Origin of the sequence: Labrys sp. 22185, from assembly GCF_052045555.1 — a bacterium.
Classification (GTDB): domain Bacteria; phylum Pseudomonadota; class Alphaproteobacteria; order Rhizobiales; family Labraceae; genus Labrys; species Labrys neptuniae.
In genome coordinates, this window is the sequence record NZ_JBQEPH010000040.1 from 1 (window position 1) to 16,654 (window position 16,654).

14 protein-coding genes are annotated in these 16,654 nt (G+C 64.5%); 8 read left to right on the plus strand and 6 right to left on the minus strand.

The window, feature by feature from the left end; translation table 11 throughout:
* On the minus strand, positions 1-710 hold a 710-nt coding region (locus ACTJKX_RS34135; protein ID WP_440727203.1), incomplete at its 3' end, for an electron transfer flavoprotein subunit alpha/FixB family protein.
* Positions 711-729: 19 nt separating this feature from the next.
* Positions 730-1,479, minus strand: coding sequence for an electron transfer flavoprotein subunit beta/FixA family protein (locus tag ACTJKX_RS34140; RefSeq protein ID WP_440727202.1), 750 nt, complete (start codon positions 1,477-1,479; stop codon positions 730-732).
* Positions 1,480-2,141: 662 nt separating this feature from the next.
* On the opposite strand from ACTJKX_RS34140, the gene ACTJKX_RS34145 reads away from it, so the two are divergent.
* Together ACTJKX_RS34145 and ACTJKX_RS34150 are read left to right on the plus strand one after the other, a co-directional pair.
* On the plus strand, positions 2,142-2,792 hold the full coding sequence (locus ACTJKX_RS34145; RefSeq protein ID WP_311945039.1) for a hypothetical protein: 651 nt from the start codon (positions 2,142-2,144) through the stop codon (positions 2,790-2,792).
* A gap of 162 nt (positions 2,793-2,954) precedes the next feature.
* The gene (locus tag ACTJKX_RS34150; RefSeq protein WP_440728031.1) at positions 2,955-4,169 is read left to right on the plus strand and encodes a glycosyltransferase; all 1,215 of its coding nucleotides are present in this window, start codon (positions 2,955-2,957) and stop codon (positions 4,167-4,169) included.
* Positions 4,170-4,259: 90 nt separating this feature from the next.
* Here the strand turns inward: ACTJKX_RS34150 and ACTJKX_RS34155 are convergent, their stop codons facing one another.
* Positions 4,260-5,009, minus strand: coding sequence for a rhomboid family intramembrane serine protease (locus ACTJKX_RS34155; RefSeq protein ID WP_068298207.1), 750 nt, complete (start codon positions 5,007-5,009; stop codon positions 4,260-4,262).
* A gap of 208 nt (positions 5,010-5,217) precedes the next feature.
* Between ACTJKX_RS34155 and ACTJKX_RS34160 the strand changes: the two genes are divergently transcribed.
* The gene (locus ACTJKX_RS34160) at positions 5,218-6,522 is read left to right on the plus strand and encodes a M20/M25/M40 family metallo-hydrolase (protein ID WP_440728032.1); all 1,305 of its coding nucleotides are present in this window, start codon (positions 5,218-5,220) and stop codon (positions 6,520-6,522) included.
* Between the two features lie 45 nt (positions 6,523-6,567).
* Here the strand turns inward: ACTJKX_RS34160 and ACTJKX_RS34165 are convergent, their stop codons facing one another.
* Both ACTJKX_RS34165 and ACTJKX_RS34170 read right to left on the minus strand, forming a co-directional pair.
* A complete protein-coding gene (locus ACTJKX_RS34165) occupies positions 6,568-7,647 on the minus strand; it encodes a polyamine ABC transporter substrate-binding protein (protein WP_440728033.1) in 1,080 nt (359 codons plus the stop codon).
* A 524-nt stretch (positions 7,648-8,171) separates the two neighbouring features.
* A complete protein-coding gene (locus tag ACTJKX_RS34170; protein WP_394312459.1) occupies positions 8,172-8,852 on the minus strand; it encodes a TetR/AcrR family transcriptional regulator in 681 nt (226 codons plus the stop codon).
* A gap of 272 nt (positions 8,853-9,124) precedes the next feature.
* Here ACTJKX_RS34170 and ACTJKX_RS34175 point away from each other — a divergent pair, with 272 nt between their 5' ends.
* The gene (locus tag ACTJKX_RS34175) at positions 9,125-10,531 is read left to right on the plus strand and encodes an aminotransferase (RefSeq protein WP_440728034.1); all 1,407 of its coding nucleotides are present in this window, start codon (positions 9,125-9,127) and stop codon (positions 10,529-10,531) included.
* A 109-nt stretch (positions 10,532-10,640) separates the two neighbouring features.
* On the opposite strand, the gene leuB is transcribed toward ACTJKX_RS34175, so the two are convergent.
* Complete coding sequence (leuB, locus tag ACTJKX_RS34180) at positions 10,641-11,741, minus strand: 3-isopropylmalate dehydrogenase (protein ID WP_440728035.1); 1,101 nt, start codon at positions 11,739-11,741, stop codon at positions 10,641-10,643.
* A gap of 258 nt (positions 11,742-11,999) precedes the next feature.
* Here leuB and queE point away from each other — a divergent pair, with 258 nt between their 5' ends.
* The 4 genes from queE to ACTJKX_RS34200 all read left to right on the plus strand — a co-directional run bounded on the left by queE (position 12,000) and on the right by ACTJKX_RS34200 (position 16,620).
* The gene (queE, locus tag ACTJKX_RS34185) at positions 12,000-12,635 is read left to right on the plus strand and encodes a 7-carboxy-7-deazaguanine synthase (protein WP_440728036.1); all 636 of its coding nucleotides are present in this window, start codon (positions 12,000-12,002) and stop codon (positions 12,633-12,635) included.
* The gene (gene queD, locus ACTJKX_RS34190; protein WP_440728037.1) at positions 12,632-12,985 is read left to right on the plus strand and encodes a 6-carboxytetrahydropterin synthase QueD; all 354 of its coding nucleotides are present in this window, start codon (positions 12,632-12,634) and stop codon (positions 12,983-12,985) included. The genes queE and queD overlap by 4 nt, the downstream gene beginning before the upstream one ends.
* A gap of 175 nt (positions 12,986-13,160) precedes the next feature.
* The gene (locus ACTJKX_RS34195; RefSeq protein ID WP_367626861.1) at positions 13,161-14,324 is read left to right on the plus strand and encodes a hypothetical protein; all 1,164 of its coding nucleotides are present in this window, start codon (positions 13,161-13,163) and stop codon (positions 14,322-14,324) included.
* Between the two features lie 121 nt (positions 14,325-14,445).
* Complete coding sequence (locus ACTJKX_RS34200) at positions 14,446-16,620, plus strand: primosomal protein N' (protein WP_440728038.1); 2,175 nt, start codon at positions 14,446-14,448, stop codon at positions 16,618-16,620.
* The last annotated feature ends 34 nt before the right edge of the window (positions 16,621-16,654 follow it).

The following is a 16,654-nucleotide window of genomic DNA, read 5'->3' on the forward strand; positions in this document are numbered from 1 at the left end:
TTGGGGGCATAGCCCGCATCGACCGCGGCGCGCGAGGCCCCCATGGCGGCGCCGAGCTTGTCGGCCACCGGTTCGATATAGGTGGCGAAGTTCTCGCGGTTGGCCATGGCCCGCCCGCCCGAGATGATGATCTTGGCCGAGGCCAGTTCCGGACGGTCGGACTTGGCCAGTTCCTCGCCCTTGAAGGTCGACAGGCCCGGATCGGCCGCGGCCGCTGCCGGTTCCACCACCGCCGAACCGCCTTCGCCGGTGGCGGCGAAGGAGGCGGTGCGCACGGTGATCACCTTCTTGGCGTCGACCGAGGTCACGGTCTGGATGGCGTTGCCGGCATAGATCGGCCGCTCGAACGTATCGGACGAGACGACCTTGACGATGTCGGAGATCTGCATGACGTCGAGCAGGGCGGCGACGCGCGGCAGCACGTTCTTCCAGGCCGCCGTCGAGGGCGCCACGATGGCGTCATAGCCGCCGGCCAGGCTGACGATCAGGGCCGCCGTCGGCTCGGCCAGGCGATGCTCATAGGCGGCATCGGCCACCAGGACCTTTTCGACGCCCTGCAGCTTGGCGGCCTGTTCGGCGGCAGCCTGGGCGTTGGCGCCGGCCACCAGCACATGCACCGGGCCACCGAGTTCCTTGGCGGCGGTGAGGGCACGGTTGGTGACGTCCTTGAGGCCGGTGGCGTCGATCTCGGCGATGAGAAGAGTGGTCATGATATCAATCCTCCTGCGCTCAGATGACGCCGGCTTCGTTCTTGAGCTTGTCGACCAGCTCGGCCACCGAGGCGACCTTCTTGCCGGCCTGGCGCGCCGGCGGCTCCACCGTCTTCACCACGGTCAGGCGCGGGGCGATGTCGACGCCCAGCGCCTCCGGGCTGGTCTCGTCGATCGGCTTCTTCTTGGCCTTCATGATGTTGGGCAGCGAAGCATAGCGCGGTTCGTTGAGGCGCAGATCCGTGGTGATGATCGCCGGCAGGTTGAGCGCAACCGTCTGCAGGCCGCCATCGACCTCTCTGACAACGTCGATCTTGTCGCCGCCGACCTCGAGCTTGGAGGCAAAGGTGCCCTGCGGCCAGCCCAGCAGCGCCGCCAGCATCTGGCCGGTGGCGTTCATGTCGTCGTCGATGGCCTGCTTGCCCAGGATGACCAGGCCCGGGTTCTCGTTGCCGATCACCGCCTTCAGGAGCTTGGCCACCGCCAGGGGCTCGACGGTGGCATCGGTCTTGATCAGGATGCCGCGGTCGGCACCCATGGCCAGGCCCGAGCGCAGCGTCTCGGCCGCCTGGGCCGGGCCGATCGAAACCACCACCACTTCGCTCGCCTTGCCGGCTTCCTTCAGACGCAGCGCTTCCTCCACGCCGATCTCGTCGAAGGGGTTCATCGACATCTTGACATTGTTGAGATCGACACCCGAACCATCGGCCTTGACGCGGATCTTCACATTGTAATCGACCACCCGCTTCACGGGCACGAGCACTTTCATGGGGCTTCTCCAGACGGGGAACCGGAACAATGAGCGATATGAAACGACCGCATAATGGCCTTGTCCCTCCCGCGCTGTCGGCGAACCGACATGTCACGTCGCGACAAGACCGCCGCCGCTGAACTTGATGACGCAAGTCAGCTAAAGGGCGCGGCTTTTTGTGTCAACGCGACATTTGTGTGAAGCGACCGGGCGAGTTCCAGTCACGGGCATTCTCGGCGGTCGGTGGAGCGCATCACGAACCGCGACACGCCGGACAAGTCAGCACGAATGTCCCGCTCGGCCTCGGGGAGGACGTCGATACTGTTTGCCACCTCCGGCGATCAATCGCTCCAACTGCACTACCACCCGGCCCGACCGATTCTGCTACCCAACATAGTAACAGGTTACCATTTATTGTTTTTATTATCGAACACTTTGCTCTTGCCTTCCTCATACTTAATTGGAAACAACAACAAACTGTTGATAAGCAAAAATCCCACCAAACACGACTTGCGCGAAGCATACCTGCTCGCTGTGCTCGGACTCAGGTTTGCTCGGTACTCCCTAACCCTACGCAATGATTGGCGCGGCCTCCCTTCGCCGTGACTTTGGCAGCAAAGGCTTGGAGCACGAACAAGAAGACGATCTCCAGCCACGCTCCCAAGGAAAGCAGGTCCCCCATGTTTGATACAGTTTTGAAAGTCGCCGGCGTCCTTTTCGTTGCAACCAGTCTCGCCAGTTGCTCAACCGCCGGCATGTTTCCCAAGCCCGGCGAGGCCTATGTCAAGGACGTGACGGTGACGGCCATTGCCTCCGCGCGCAATCCAGTTCCGGGAAGCTTCGCCCCGCGGCTGACTGAAGCTGTGCGCCAGGACGTGCAGCACCTGCCGCAAACCGGCGCAGCCAAGCACCTGTCGATCATCCTGACCGATTATCATTTGAAGAATCCCGCCCTGTCCCTGCTGGTCGGTGACGCCAATTACGTCAAGGGCACACTGACGGTCACGGATCTGGCAGGCGGGCCTGCCAAGACGGCCCCGTTCGTGGTCGGCAATCAAGGGCAGGTCAATGGCGTGGTCGGCGCCATCGTAGCCGCCAACCAGGATCCGGGCCTGATCGAAGGCGTTCTGGTCGTGCAGTCGAGCCGCAAGGCGCTGGAAAATTTCTATGGTTCCAAGCTCTTGAAGACCTATGCGGAAAACCCGCCGGCGGCGACGCCCGCTGCCACCGCCACGCCGGCCCCAGCCAGCCCGGCCAAGGCCAAGCCCACCAAGCCTCCTGTCCGCAAAGCAAAACCCGCTGTACCGGCGGCCGCGCAGCCCGGCACTTAAACAAAACGGCGCCCCAGGGCGCCGCGACATCGAATAGAGATCCGGAGGAGGCACTCTGCCTCCCTCCGTTTCTTATATGTAACGCACAAGGGCCTTGCGGCAAGACCCGGTTCCGGCGCTATCAAACCAACCCTCGACCGCAATCAAGGGAAAGGGTGCCGGATGCGTGTGTTGTTGACGAGCTTTGGATCGCGCGGCGATATCGAACCGGTGGCGGCGCTGGGAGCGCGGCTCCGCGATCTCGGCCTCGAGGTGCTGGCCTGCGTGCCGCCGGATGAGGAGTTCGAGGCGGTGCTGGCCCGCGCGGGCGTAAGGCTGGTGCCCGCCTTCCGGGCCTTGCGGCCCTGGTTGGCGGAAGTGCGCAAGGGACCTGTCGACCTGCCCCAGGTGGCGGGCGAGGTCCTGGAGGGGCAATATCGGGCAATGGCCGCGGCGGCCGAGGGTTGCGATGCCGTGGTGGGTTGCGGCCTGTTTCCCTCCACCGCCGCGGCACAGGCGGTGGCCGAAGAGCGGGGTCTTGCCTATGTCCATGTCAGCTATTGCCCGCTCTTCATCCCTTCCCCGCATCATCCGCCCTATGCCTATCCCGGTCACCCTCGCCCGCCGGGAATCACCGACAACCGGGCTTTGTGGGATCACAATAGCGAGGTCATGAACGCCCTGTTCGGTGCCGCCGTGAATGGCCTGCGCGTCCGGATCGGCCTGCCGGCGCTCACCAATGTGCGCGATCATGTCTTCACCGATAGCCCCTGGCTGGCGTCGGACCCGATCCTGAGCCCGTGGCCGCCAGCCGCAAGCACAGTGGTACAGACCGGTGCCTGGATCTTGCCGGACGAGCGCCCGCTCCCGGCCGATCTCGAAGCCTTCCTGGCAGCCGGCCCGCCGCCGGTCTATGCGGGCTTTGGCAGCATGTCGATGCCGACGGCCCAGGCGGCCGGCCCCGTGGCGATCGCGGCGATCCGCGCCCAGGGCCGCCGCATCCTGCTCGCTCGCGGCTGGGCCGGACTCGCTCTTGCGGAGGCCGCAGAGGATTGCTTCCTCGTCGGCGACGTCAACCAGCAGGCCCTGTTCCCGCGCGTTGCGGCGGTGGTGCATCATGGGGGTGCCGGCACCACCACGGCGGCGGCTCGGGCGGGCGTGCCGCAGGTGATCGTACCACAGCTGGTAGACCAGCCGTTCTGGGCCGGACGAGTGGCGGCACTCGGCATCGGTGTGGCTCATGACGGCCCGGCCCCGAGCCTCGACTCGCTCTCCGCCGCGCTCGCTATCGCTCTGGCGCCGGAAACCCGCGCCCGGGCCGCCGCCCTGGCGAAATCGATCCGCACCGATGGCGCCGCGCTGGCCGCCGGGCTGCTCCTCGACATGACGCGCCGGTGATCTGAATGAATCGTTACGCCGGCGGTTTCGCGCCGGCCGGCGAGCACGGTGCCTCCAGCCGCGTTTAAAAAACCTGCCCTGCCACCTCGCTCAATCGAACGTGTCGCGCCAGTCGTTCTGCGCCTGGGGCGGCGCATTGTCGAACAAAGGCGCATCGGCGCGTTTGAGCGGCAGCACCAGGATGGCGCCGGCGACCAGTCCGCCAAGATGGGCAAACCAGGCGACATCGTCGGTCGAGGTGACGAAATAGGCATAAAGCGCAAAATAGGCCTGGTAGAGAATCCAGGCCCCGATCGCCCAATAGGCCGGCAGTTTCAGCGGAATGCGGAAGAACAGGAGCACCCAGATCTTCACCTTGGGATGCAGCAGCACATAGGCAGCCACCACGCCCGATATCGCCCCGGATGCCCCGATCAGCGGGCTGGTGGAGTCCTGCGCGGTCAGGGCATAGGCGAAGGAAGCCAGTACGGCACAGGCCAGATAGAAGAACAGGTAGCGCCAGCGCCCGAGATCATCCTCGACATTGTCGCCGAACACCCACAGGAACAGCATGTTGCCGGTCAGGTGCATCCATGAGCCATGCACGAAGGATGAGGTGATCGGCGTCAGCCATTCCGGCACCCTGATATATTCGGCCGGCAGCTGCATCTTCTGGAACAGAACCACCGGAATCATGCCATAGGAATAGGTAAAGCCCGCCGTATCCGCCACGAAGGTGCCGGGCACGTAGCCGGACTGGAAGAACACGAAAACCGAGACATTGGCGGCAATCAGCGCCCAATTCACATAGGCTCGCGTGATGCGCCGGTGCGGGTTGTCGTCATAGAGCGGTATGATCATCTCGCGTCCCGTATCGCCTGCCGATGCAAGTCGCGTGACGGCAAGAACAATGTAGGGCGAGAAGCAGCGGGAATAAAGGTCGCACAGCGAACAGAGCCGTTGGTGCGGGGTATTTACCGTCATCCCGCATACTATTTTGAGAATGCGCGGCATTTATGCATCATCTGCCCGGGTCATTGGAGGGTGATCGCAGTCCGAGAGGAACCAGATGCTTCGTTGCTCGCGATCTCGCGCCGCTGCCCTTGCCATCATCATGACCGCGCTGCCGGTTCTGGCCGTCACCACGCAGACCAGCCCCGCCTTCGCCGCCCCGCAAGAAGCCGTGCTCAAGCAGGCCGAAGCACAGCGCCAAGCCTTGATCGACACCATGAAGGCGCTGGTTTCGATCGAATCGGGCAGCAAGGACCCGGATGGCCTGGCTGAGATCGCCACCCTGATCGCGGACCGGCTCAAGGCCCTGGGCGGCGAGGTGCAGCAGATCGAGCCGAAGGACGTCTATCGCATGCAGGACACGCCCGAGAAACCGGGCAAGGTCGTGCTTGCCCACTTCACCGGCACCGGCACCAGGAAGATCGCTCTGATCGCCCATATGGACACGGTCTATCTCAAGGGCATGCTGGCGCAGCAACCGTTCCGCATCGAGGGCGACAAGGCCTATGGCCTCGGCATCGCCGACGACAAGCACGGTGTTGCCCTCGCCCTCACCACTGTTGCCCTGCTGAAGGAGCTGAATTTCAAGGACTACGGCACGCTGACGGTGATGATCAACGGCGACGAAGAGATCTCCTCGCCCGCCTCGCGCGCGCTTCTCACCGAGCTCGGCACCGAGCAGGACGCCGTGTTTTCCCTGGAAGGCGGGGGCATCGGCACCGACCAGATCATCCTCGCCACCGCCGGCATCGGCGCCGTCGCCCTCAAGGTCGAGGGCAAGGCCTCCCATGCCGGGGCTGCACCCGAGCGCGGCGTCAACGCGCTCTATGAACTGGCGCACCAGATTCTGCAGATGCGCGATCTTTCCGATCCCAAGCTCGGCCTCAAGCTGAATTGGACGGTGGCCAAGGCCGGCACCAACCGCAATGTCGTCCCGGCCGAAGCGACGGCCCAGGCCGATGTGCGCATGCTGCGCATGGCCGATTTCGACCGCATCGAGAAGACGGTGAAGGAGCGCATCGCCAACAAGCTCCTGCCCGACAGCAAGATCGAGGCGCTGTTCGAGCGCCGCCGCCCGCCCCTGCAGCCCACCGACGCCGGGCGCGCCTTGGCGGCACGGGCCGGCGCCATCTATGGCGAGATCGGCCAGAAGCTGAGCGTGATCGACAAGGCCGGCGGCGGCGGCACGGACGCCGCCTTTGCGGGACTGAAGGCCAAGGGACCGGTGCTGGAAGGCCTCGGTCTGCGTGGCTTCGGCGCCCATTCCAACGACGCCGAATATGTCGAGCTCGATTCGGTGGTGCCGCGCCTTTATCTGCTGGCACGGCTGATCATGGACGTCTCGGCCGGCAAGACGAAATAAGTGGCGCCCGGCCCAGGCGCGGCAAGCGCCTGCTGGCCCGAACCCCTATTCGTTGGTCTTGATGTTGGTCCAGGTCCGCGTCCAGAGTTTCTGAATCTTGGCGTCCGGCGCCGTGGTGGTGAACAGGCGCGCCATGGTGGCCTCATCGGGAAAGATGGCGGGATCCTTGAGGATCTCGGGCTTGATGAACTTTTGCGCGGTGAGATTGCCAGTGGCGTAGGAGATGAACTCCGTATTCCTGGCAGCTATCTCCGGGCGCATCATGTAGTCGATGAAGGCATGGGCCTCCTCGACATGCTCGGCATCCTTGGGGATCGCCCAGCCGTCGACCCAGATCAGCGCGCCTTCCTTCGGCACGACATAACGGATGTCGACCAGGGGGCTGTCAGGCGACTTGGCATGGGCTTCGATGGCGCGGTTGCGCGCCTGGATGACGTCCCCGGCCCAACCGACCACCAGGCACAGATCGCCGGCGGAGAGCGCGCTGAGATAACCCGAGGAACTGAAGGTGCGGACATAGGGCCTGATGGCCTTGAGCAGCTCTCCCGCCTTGGCGATATCCTTGGGGTTCTTGGAATCGGGATCGAGCCCGAGATATTCCAGGGCAGGCGGGATCAGCTCGTCGGGGGTATCGAGGATGCTCACGCCGCAATCGGCGAATTTAGCCAGGTTCTCCGGCTTGAACACGATGCTCCAGCTGTCGATCGGCACATCGCCCAGGCGCTTCCTGGCCATCTCGACATTGTAGCCGATGCCGGTAGTGCCCCACATATAGTTCACGGCGTATCGGTTGCCCGGATCATAGAAGGCCAGGCGCTGGAACACCTTGTCCCAGCCGTGCTGGAGATTGGGGATCCTGGCCTTGTCCAGCGGTTGAAACACGCCGGCTGCGATCTCGCGCTTCAGATTGGGGCCGGTGGGATCGACGACGTCATAGCCGGAATGACCGGCATAGAGCTTGGTCTCCAGCACCTCGTTGGAATCCATGGTGTCGTAGACGACCTTGATGCCGGTCTCACGGGTGAAGGATTCCAGGGTGGAAGGATCGATGTAGTCGGCCCAGCTATAGACGTTGACGACCCTGTCGCCCGCCATTGCGGGCCCGGTAGCCAGCAGGGCGGCCATGGCCGCAGCGGCGAGAGCCAAGAGCTGGGGCGGTTGGAGGCGACTTCGGCGAGAACGCGATCTCCAAATCGGCGTCGGGCAAGACGGCATGAGGGTCTCCTCTGGACGTGCGTCATCATTGCCGCCGACGCCAGACGCCGACGGATGGGGATTGCAGCCCTGTACAAAGGGCTGCAATTGCTGTGATGGGGCCTGAAGCGTTTTGCGATTTGGTGGAATCACCAAGAATCGCAAAGACGCGTCGGAACAAGAAGCTAGAGCAAACAAGCGTCCACACTCGAACGCGCTTTGCTCTTGACGATGCCACGACGCCTCGCTTCAGACGGAAGCACGCGGCTGTTCGCACCGAGAAAGCCCGCTCGGCGTCATTCAGGATCCGGACGAGCGGAAACCGGCGCTCTTCGGCGCATCCGCCCCGGCTGTCCGGGTAGAACATTCCATCGAGGTCGTCGCTCTACGGCCGAGCCTGCCCGAAAGCGTTTCGTATCCGCGCCGACAGTCGGCTCTTCCTCCTTCTTGCTCGCTCAGGACGGCTGGGCTTCCGGCAATGGACGGCCCAGGGATGAACGCACCGCCGGGATAGGTCCCGACGGCGTAAAATGCTCAGGCAGCACGATGGCCAGATGCGAGGCCGCGACGTCGCGCGCCTCCTCCCGCGACAGGTTCTTGGGGGCGATCATCAGATGCAGCCACAGGCCTTCGAGCATGCACACGATCGCGCGTGCCAGCTTATGCGCATCGATGCCTGCCGGCACGAGTTCGGCACAGAGATCGGCGACGACACCGAGATTCTCCTGGTCTGTGTCGTTGCACATGCTGCGATAGGTCGGGCGGGCCTTTGCCTCGCTCCGGAAAGCAAACCAAGCCGCCAGCTTGCGCGGCGTGCAGATTCTGCGGTCGAAATCGGCCAGAACCATCGCCCAGAGCCGCTCCGCAGCCGATGGCCCGGCCTGGGCAAGGGCAGCGCGCCAATGATCGCGATATTCGTCCGACAAGAAACGCAACGTCTCCAGCAGCAATTGTTCCTTGGTCTCGAAATGAAAGTTCACGATGCCGCGGGACATGCCGACCGCCTCGGCGACGACACCGATCGTGGTGCCCTCATAGCCGTAACGGGCCAGGCAATCGATCGTCGCATCGATCAACTCGCTCCGGCGCTCGGCCCGGTTGATCCGCGTGCGGCCGGTGCTCGTGGAAGTGTTCATCCTGGTGAAGCCACCCTGTCCCGCCGCCCGATCCGAGCCGGCGTCTTTCCAGCATGCTTGGTGAGAACGGCAGGATTGTCAATGCGATTTTTTGCTATACGTTCGTTCAGTATCCTGATTATAACTGAACGAACGTATAGCAATTAGACGATCGGACATCCGTGACGGGAATGCTGACGGGCCTGCGTTTTGGTGGTGCCGGCTAGGGAAGTTCCGCCCTCCCCGGCACGACCAAAGGACATGTCCCAGCTGGTGAAGACGAGGTGACGACGATGACGACGATTGGCTCGACGGCGATGGCGGTAGCGGAGGAAGATCTGACCGAACGCGCCAAACGCCATCTGATCCAGCCCTGGCCTGTCGCGGAAACCATGGGCGACGAGGCACGCCCGCTGATCGGCGAGGGCGACGGCATCTACATCACCGATGCCGCCGGCAAGCGTCTGATCGACGGCCCCGCCGGCATGTGGTGCACCAATATCGGCCATCGCCGCCGCGAACTCGCCGACGTCATGCACGAGCAGGCGATGGCGCTGTCCTACAGCTCGCCCTGGTACACCACGAGCTCGCCCTCCGTCGCCCTGGCCGAGCGGATCGCCGCCCATGCGCCGGGCGACCTCAACCATGTCTTCTTCACTACCGGGGGATCCTCGGCCGTGGAGACGGCGCTGCGCTTCATGCAGTTCTACAACAATGTGCGCGGCCGCCCGGACAAGAAGCTGATCCTCAGCCGCGGCAGCGCCTATCACGGCTCGACCTATCTTTCCGCCTCGCTCAATGCCCGTCCGCGCGACAATGACTGGATGGACAGCGCCGGCGATCTCGTCGTCAAGCTCTCGTCACCCAACCCCTTCCGCCGTCCCGGCGGCAAGACAGTGGTCGAATTCGCCGATGTCCTGGTCGACGAGTTCCGCGACACCGTCGCCCGTATCGGCGCCGAGCGGATCGGAGCCTTCGTCGCCGAGCCGATCCAGGCCTCGGGCGGCGTCATCGTGCCACCGGAGGGCTACCTGCCGCGCATCCGCGAGATCTGCCGGGCCAACGACATCCTCTATATCTGCGACGAGGTGGTGACGGCCTTCGGCCGCCTCGGCCATGTCTTTGCTTCGGGAGAGATATTCGGGCTCGATCCCGACATGATCACTTTCGCCAAGGGCGTCACCTCGGGCTATTTCCCGCTGGGCGGCGTGGTGATCTCGGATCGGTTGCTCGCGGATCTCAGGCGTTCCAACTATCCCGAGGCGATGTTCGCCCATGGCCTGACCAACACCAGCCATCCCATCGGCTGCGCGGTCGCCCTGAAGAATCTCGATATCCTGGAAGACGGCGTCCTCGACCATGTGCACGAGGTCACGCCCTATTTTCAGGCCCGGCTCCGGGACCTCGCGGACCTGCCTTTGGTCGGCGAGGTGCGCGGCCTCGGCATGATGGCTGGCATCGAATGCGTCGCCGGGCCTGCCGGCGAGGAGGGTGGGGCGCTCGACGAGACCATCGGCAAGCGCATCGACGGCCATTGCCAGGAACTCGGCCTGCTGGTGCGGCCGATCGTCAACATGTGCGTGATGTCGCCGCCGCTGACCATCACCCGCGCCCAGATCGACGACATGGCCGCCATCCTGCGCGAAGGCATCTCGCGCACGATGGACGACCTCGAACGCGAGGGCCTGTGGCAGCGCTAGGTTCGGAGCGCGGACTTCCAGTCTGCTCCTGGGGCGAGGCCACTCATTGAGGAGCAAGAGCGGTCTCAGCGACATGTCGGCATGTCGCTGAGAAGTCCTCTCTTCAACCTTACCCCATCGCCTTGATCACGGCCGCGCCCATCTCGCCGGTGGAGACGGCGTTCTGGCCGGCGCTGGCGATGTCCTTGGTGCGCAGCCCCTCGCTCAGCACCGCCGAGATGGCGGCGTCGAGGCGGTCGGCGGCCTCGGAAAGTCCGAAGGAATAGCGTAGCGCCATGCCGAAGGAAGCGAGGGTGGCGATCGGATTGGCCAGGCCCTTGCCGGCAATGTCCGGCGCCGAGCCGTGCACCGGCTCATACATCGCCTTGCGCTTGCCGGTCTTGGCATCCTCGGCGCCGAGCGCGGCCGAGGGCAGCATGCCGAGCGAACCCGTCAGCATGGCCGCGACGTCGGAGAGCATGTCGCCGAACAGATTGTCGCAGACGATCACGTCGAACTGCTTGGGCGTGCGCACCAGCTGCATGCCGCAATTGTCGGCCAGGATGTGCTCGAGCTTGACGTCGGCATACTCGGCCTTGTGGACCTCCGTGACGACCTGCTTCCACAACACGCCCGATTTCATGACGTTGTGCTTTTCGGACGAATGCACCAGGCCGCGGCGCACCTTGGCGAGGTCGAAGGCGACGCGGGCGATGCGCTCGATCTCATGGGTAGTGTAGACCTGGGTATCGACGGCACGCTTCTCGCCGTTCTCCAGCGTGACGATCTCCTTGGGCTCGCCGAAATAGACACCGCCGGTGAGTTCGCGCACGATCATGATGTCGAGGCCCTCGACCAGCTCGCGCTTGAGCGAGGAGGCTTCGGCCAGCGCCGGATAGCACACGGCGGGACGCAGATTGGCGAAGAGGCCAAGATCCTTGCGCAGGCGCAGGAGGCCGGCTTCCGGACGCGCCTCATAGGGAACGTCGGCCCATTTCGGACCGCCGACAGCACCGAACATCACCGCATCGGCCTGGTCTGCAAGCTTCATGGCATCTTCGGAGATCGCCTTGCCATGGGCGTCATAGGCGGCGCCGCCGACCAGATCCTCTTCCGTCTCGAAGGAGGCGAGACCGGTCTGGTTGAGGAAGGCGATCAGGCGTTTGACCTCCGCCATCACCTCGACACCGATGCCGTCGCCAGGAAGAAGGAGGAGCTTTTGCGTCGCCATGACCTGTCACCTTTGATTGGAATGCCGGCTGATTAGACGAGCAAGGGGGAAGGTGCAAGCAAGGAGGCAAGATGGGCGGGTTCCAAGACCCGCCTGTCGGCGCTGAAGACGTACCGGTCCGGGGATCGCTACGTCACCGTCGCTGCATGCGCATAATGCCGCCGGAATGACATGAGAATTGTCGGCGACCATCCTCCAAGGTTGCGGAGAGAGGCGTTTATGCTCTATTCGCCCCTTCGTTTCGACGGGCCTCCGACCATGACTTATGCCGTTAAGGAAATCTTCTACACGCTTCAGGGCGAAGGTCGTAACGCCGGCCGGGCCGCCGTGTTCTGCCGTTTCGCCGGCTGCAATCTGTGGTCCGGGCGGGAGGCTGACCGCGCGACGGCCATCTGCCAATTCTGCGATACCGACTTTGTCGGAATGAACGGAACGGGCGGTGGACGTTTCGCCGGCGCGCATGAACTCGCCCGCGCCATAAACCGGACCTGGACCGGTGGCGACGAAGGTCAGCGCCTCGTCGTGCTGACCGGCGGTGAGCCTCTTCTTCAGGTCGACGCCGATCTCGTCGCGGCCCTGCATGAGACGGGTTTCGAGATCGCGGTCGAAACGAACGGCACCGTCGCTCCCCCCTCGGGCATCGATTGGCTCTGCGTCAGCCCAAAGGCCGGCGCGCCGATCGTGGTCGGCGCGGGTGACGAACTCAAATTCGTCTACCCTCAAGCCGGGCTCGACCCCTGCCAGTTCGAAGATCTGTCCTTCCAGCATCTGCTGCTCCAACCCATGGACGGACCGGAGCGCGAGGCGAACACGGCAGCTGCGGTCGCCTATTGCCTGGCGAATCCGCGGTGGCGATTGACACTGCAAACCCATAAAATGCTCGGTATTCCATGAAGATCACGCAGGCATTCACCTTCGAGGCCGCGCACCGCCTTCCCAACGTCCCGCAAACCCACCGTTGCCATCGAATGCACGGGCACTCCTATCGTGTCGAACTGCAGCTGGAAGGCTCGGTCGATCCACATACCGGCTTCGTCGTTGATTTCTTCGACGTGGAGGCGGCCTTCGGTCCGTTGCTGCAGCGCCTGGACCACTATTGCCTCAACGAGATCGAAGGGCTTGAAAATCCGACCGCGGAAAATATCGCGATCTGGATCTGGGACAGGATCAAGCCGCTGCTGCCGCTGGTCGCTTCCGTGAGGGTCTATGAGACCCCTCAATGTTGGGCGGAATATGAGGGCTGAGCGCCGCCTAAAGCGACCTGGCGGGCGATCTCGATAGCTGCGCTTCTCAAACGGACCGAGCTCCCCTCGCCAGCCTCTGTTCCCTGGGGGACTCGACCTTCCCAAGCGCCTGCCCCCAGATTTGCGCGCGAATCGGGCCCATCGGCCCGACGCAGCAATGATAGGGAGCCTGTTCGTGAGCGAGCCCACGCAAGGTCTTTGGCACAATATGAACCGCCCGCTGGCTGCCATTCTTCTTGGCGTGCTGCCATTCTGGCTCTTCCTGGGCGCTTCCGACAAGCGGACCGTCAACGGCGAGGTGGTGTTCGAATCCGAGTTGAATCTGCTGGGCATCGTGATGGCGATCGTCGCCCTGGGGCTCGCCTTCACCATGCTGCGCCGCGATGGCTCTCCCGGCCAGCCACCGCGCCGCTGGCCGCGTACCCTGGTAGCGATCGCGGCCATTCCGCTGGCCCTGTTCCAGCTCGGCTACTCCATCGGCTTCTACAGTTTCAAGGACATCAATATCGCCGTCTTCGGAGGTCCCGCGCCGCCTCCTTCCACCTACGGCGGATTGAATCCCGACCTGAAAAAGTTCTTCGTCGAGCGCTCCCGGACACTGGATCAGGGTCGCCTCAACGACACGATCGTCAACTCCCTGCTGCGCCTGACTGAAGCGCGTATCAGACACAACGCCTATGCGGACGCCTGCCATCGCGGCAAATGGCAATTGGAGGCGGTGGCTCTGCCTGCCTTCCTCAGCGAGGCAGGACGCGATGCGATCGCCGAAAGCGAGCGCAAGCTAGCGGCCGAGCGGCCGGCGCCTTGCACGGAAAAGAATGCCAAGGCCAACATCACAGAGCTCTCCGACTATTATGCCCGCGACAAGGACATCCTGGCGATTCAACTCGCCGGCTACGACGGCCGTTTCGGCTCGGAGCCTCCACCCGCCGCCTCCACGACCGTACCGGCCATTGAAGGTGTCCCTGTCGGATTGGGAGCCAGCGTTGCTGAGGCTCAACGCATTTTTGGCTCCACCCGCCAGCCAGAGCCCTATACCAGCGCGATGGGCGAACGCCTCGCACTCTATCCCGCCGACGGCTTTGCACTTTACCTGTCGACCGACAAGCAGGTCGCGAGCATCAAACTCACCAAACCGTTCAACGGCAGCGTGGGCAGCGTCAGGATCGGTGATCCCTTGATCACCCTGAAACGCCTGATGGGCAAGCCGACGAAAGAGCTCTTCCCCCTCGATGAAAACCGCGCCTATTTCTATCCCCTGCCGGACGACGTCACAGTCCGTTTTGACGCCAGCGAGGAGGAAGGCGTGCAATCGATCATGCTGCTCAAGACGAAGTAGCGGCTGCAGGAGGCACGGCCGGCATGTGCCACCCTTGACAGACTCAGCCCCCTCCCCGACCTGTCGGGGATGATCGTGGCGCATATCCCATCGAGCCAGGCCTCCCGGAGCGCGGGGGCCCATGGCTAATCCGGGCGAAGTCGTCGAGGTGCTGCTGCCGGTGGCGCTGGAGCGCACCTACAGCTACCGCGTGCCCTTCGGCAACACGCTGATGCCGGGCGATGTCGTGCGCGTCACGCTCGGCCCGCGCGAGGTGGTCGGCGTGGTCTGGGACGGCGATGGCGTGCTGCCTGCCTCCTCCAACCGGCTGAAATATGTGGAGGAGCGCCTCGAAATTCCCCCACTCGGGGCTGAAATGCGCCGCTTCATCGAATGGGTGGCGAACTGGACGCTGACGCCGCGCGGCATGATCATGCGCATGGCGCTGCGCGCGCCGGAATTGCCGCCGGAGAAGCAGAGGCTCGGCTATCGCCTGGGCAAGCACGAGCCCGAGCGCCTCACCGCTGCGCGCCGGCGCGTGCTCGACCATCTATCCGATGGTTTCGTGCATGAAAAGCGCGCGCTGATCGAGGCGACCGGGGTGTCACCGAGCGTGGTCGACGGCCTAGTCGATGCCGGCGCTGTCGAGCCCCTGGCCCTGCCGCCCGAACCGGTGGCGGGTACCCCGGATCTCACCTTCGGCAGCGCCAGCCTGAACGAAGCCCAGGCGCTGGCCGCCGCCAGTCTGAGCCAGGCCGTGGCGGCCCGGCGCTTCTCGGCGATGCTCCTGGAAGGGGTCACCGGTTCGGGCAAGACCGAGGTCTATTTCGAGGCGGTGGCCGAGGCCGTCAGGCAGGGCGGGCAGGCTTTGATCATGCTGCCCGAGATCGCGCTGACCAACCAGTTCCTCGACCGTTTCGCCGAGCGTTTCGGCGTACGCCCGGCCGAGTGGCATTCGGGCATATCGGCCAACAAGCGGGCGAAGCTCTGGCACGGCATCGCCAAGGGCGAGGTTGCGGTGGTGGCCGGCGCCCGCTCGGCCCTGTTCCTGCCCTTCGTCGACCTGCGGGTCATCATCGTCGACGAGGAGCACGACGGTTCCTACAAGCAGGAGGACGGGCCGCGCTACAATGCCCGCGACATGGCGGTGGTGCGTGCCCGGCTGATCGATGCGCCGGTGGTGCTGGCCTCGGCCACCCCCTCGATCGAATCGAGGGTGAATGCCGATCGCGGCCGCTACGGCCATATCACCCTGCCCCAGCGTTTCGGCGGGCGGGCGCTGCCGTCGATCACTACCGTCGACATGCGCGAAGGTGGGCCCGAGCGCGGCAAATTCATTGCGCCTAGTCTGGTCTCGGCGGTCAAGGAAACGCTGGCAGCGGGAGAGCAGGCCCTACTCTTCCTCAACCGGCGCGGTTATGCCCCGCTCACGCTTTGCCGTAAATGCGGGCATCGCTTCCAATGCCCGAACTGCACGGCCTGGCTGGTGGAGCATCGCTTCCGCAAGAGCCTGGTCTGCCACCATTGCGGGCATACTGCGCCGGTGCCGCGCCATTGCCCGAGCTGCGAGGGCGAAGACACGCTCACCCCTTGCGGCCCCGGCGTGGAGCGCATCGCCGAAGAGGTCTCGGGTCTCTTCCCGGAGGCCCACACCGTGATCCTCTCCTCCGACATCCATGGTAGCGCCGAGCGCCTGCGCCAGGAGCTCGACACCGTCGCCAAGGGCGAGGCCAACCTCGTCATCGGCACGCAGCTCGTCGCCAAGGGCCATAATTTCCCTTTTCTGACGCTGGTCGGCGTTGTCGATGCCGATCTCGGCCTGGGCACCGGCGATCCGCGCGCAGCCGAGCGTACCTTCCAGCTCCTCGGCCAAGTCACCGGTCGGGCCGGGCGCGGCGAGCGCCCCGGCCGCGCTTTGCTACAGAGCTATGATCCCTCGCATCCGGTGATGCAGGCGCTGGTTTCCGGCGACAAGGAGAGTTTCTATGCGCGCGAGATCGCCGTGCGCGCCAAGGCCGGCCTGCCGCCCTATGGCCGCATGGCCGCCCTCACCATTTCCGACGAGGATCGCGGCAAGGCGGAGGGCTTCGCCCGCCAGCTCGTCAAATCGGCCCCCTTCGACGCTGCCCTGCGCGTACTCGGCCCGGCCGAGGCACCGATCGCGGTGATCCGCGGCCGCCACCGCATGCGCCTGATCCTGCAAGCCCCTCGGGACTTCGCCCTGCAGGATTATATCCGCGCCTGGCTCGCCGCCGGGCCGAAGGTAAGCGGACAGCTGGCGGTGGACATCGACATCGACCCGATGAATTTCGCATAAGGCTCCCCTCTCCCGAGTCGGGAGAGGGGAATTG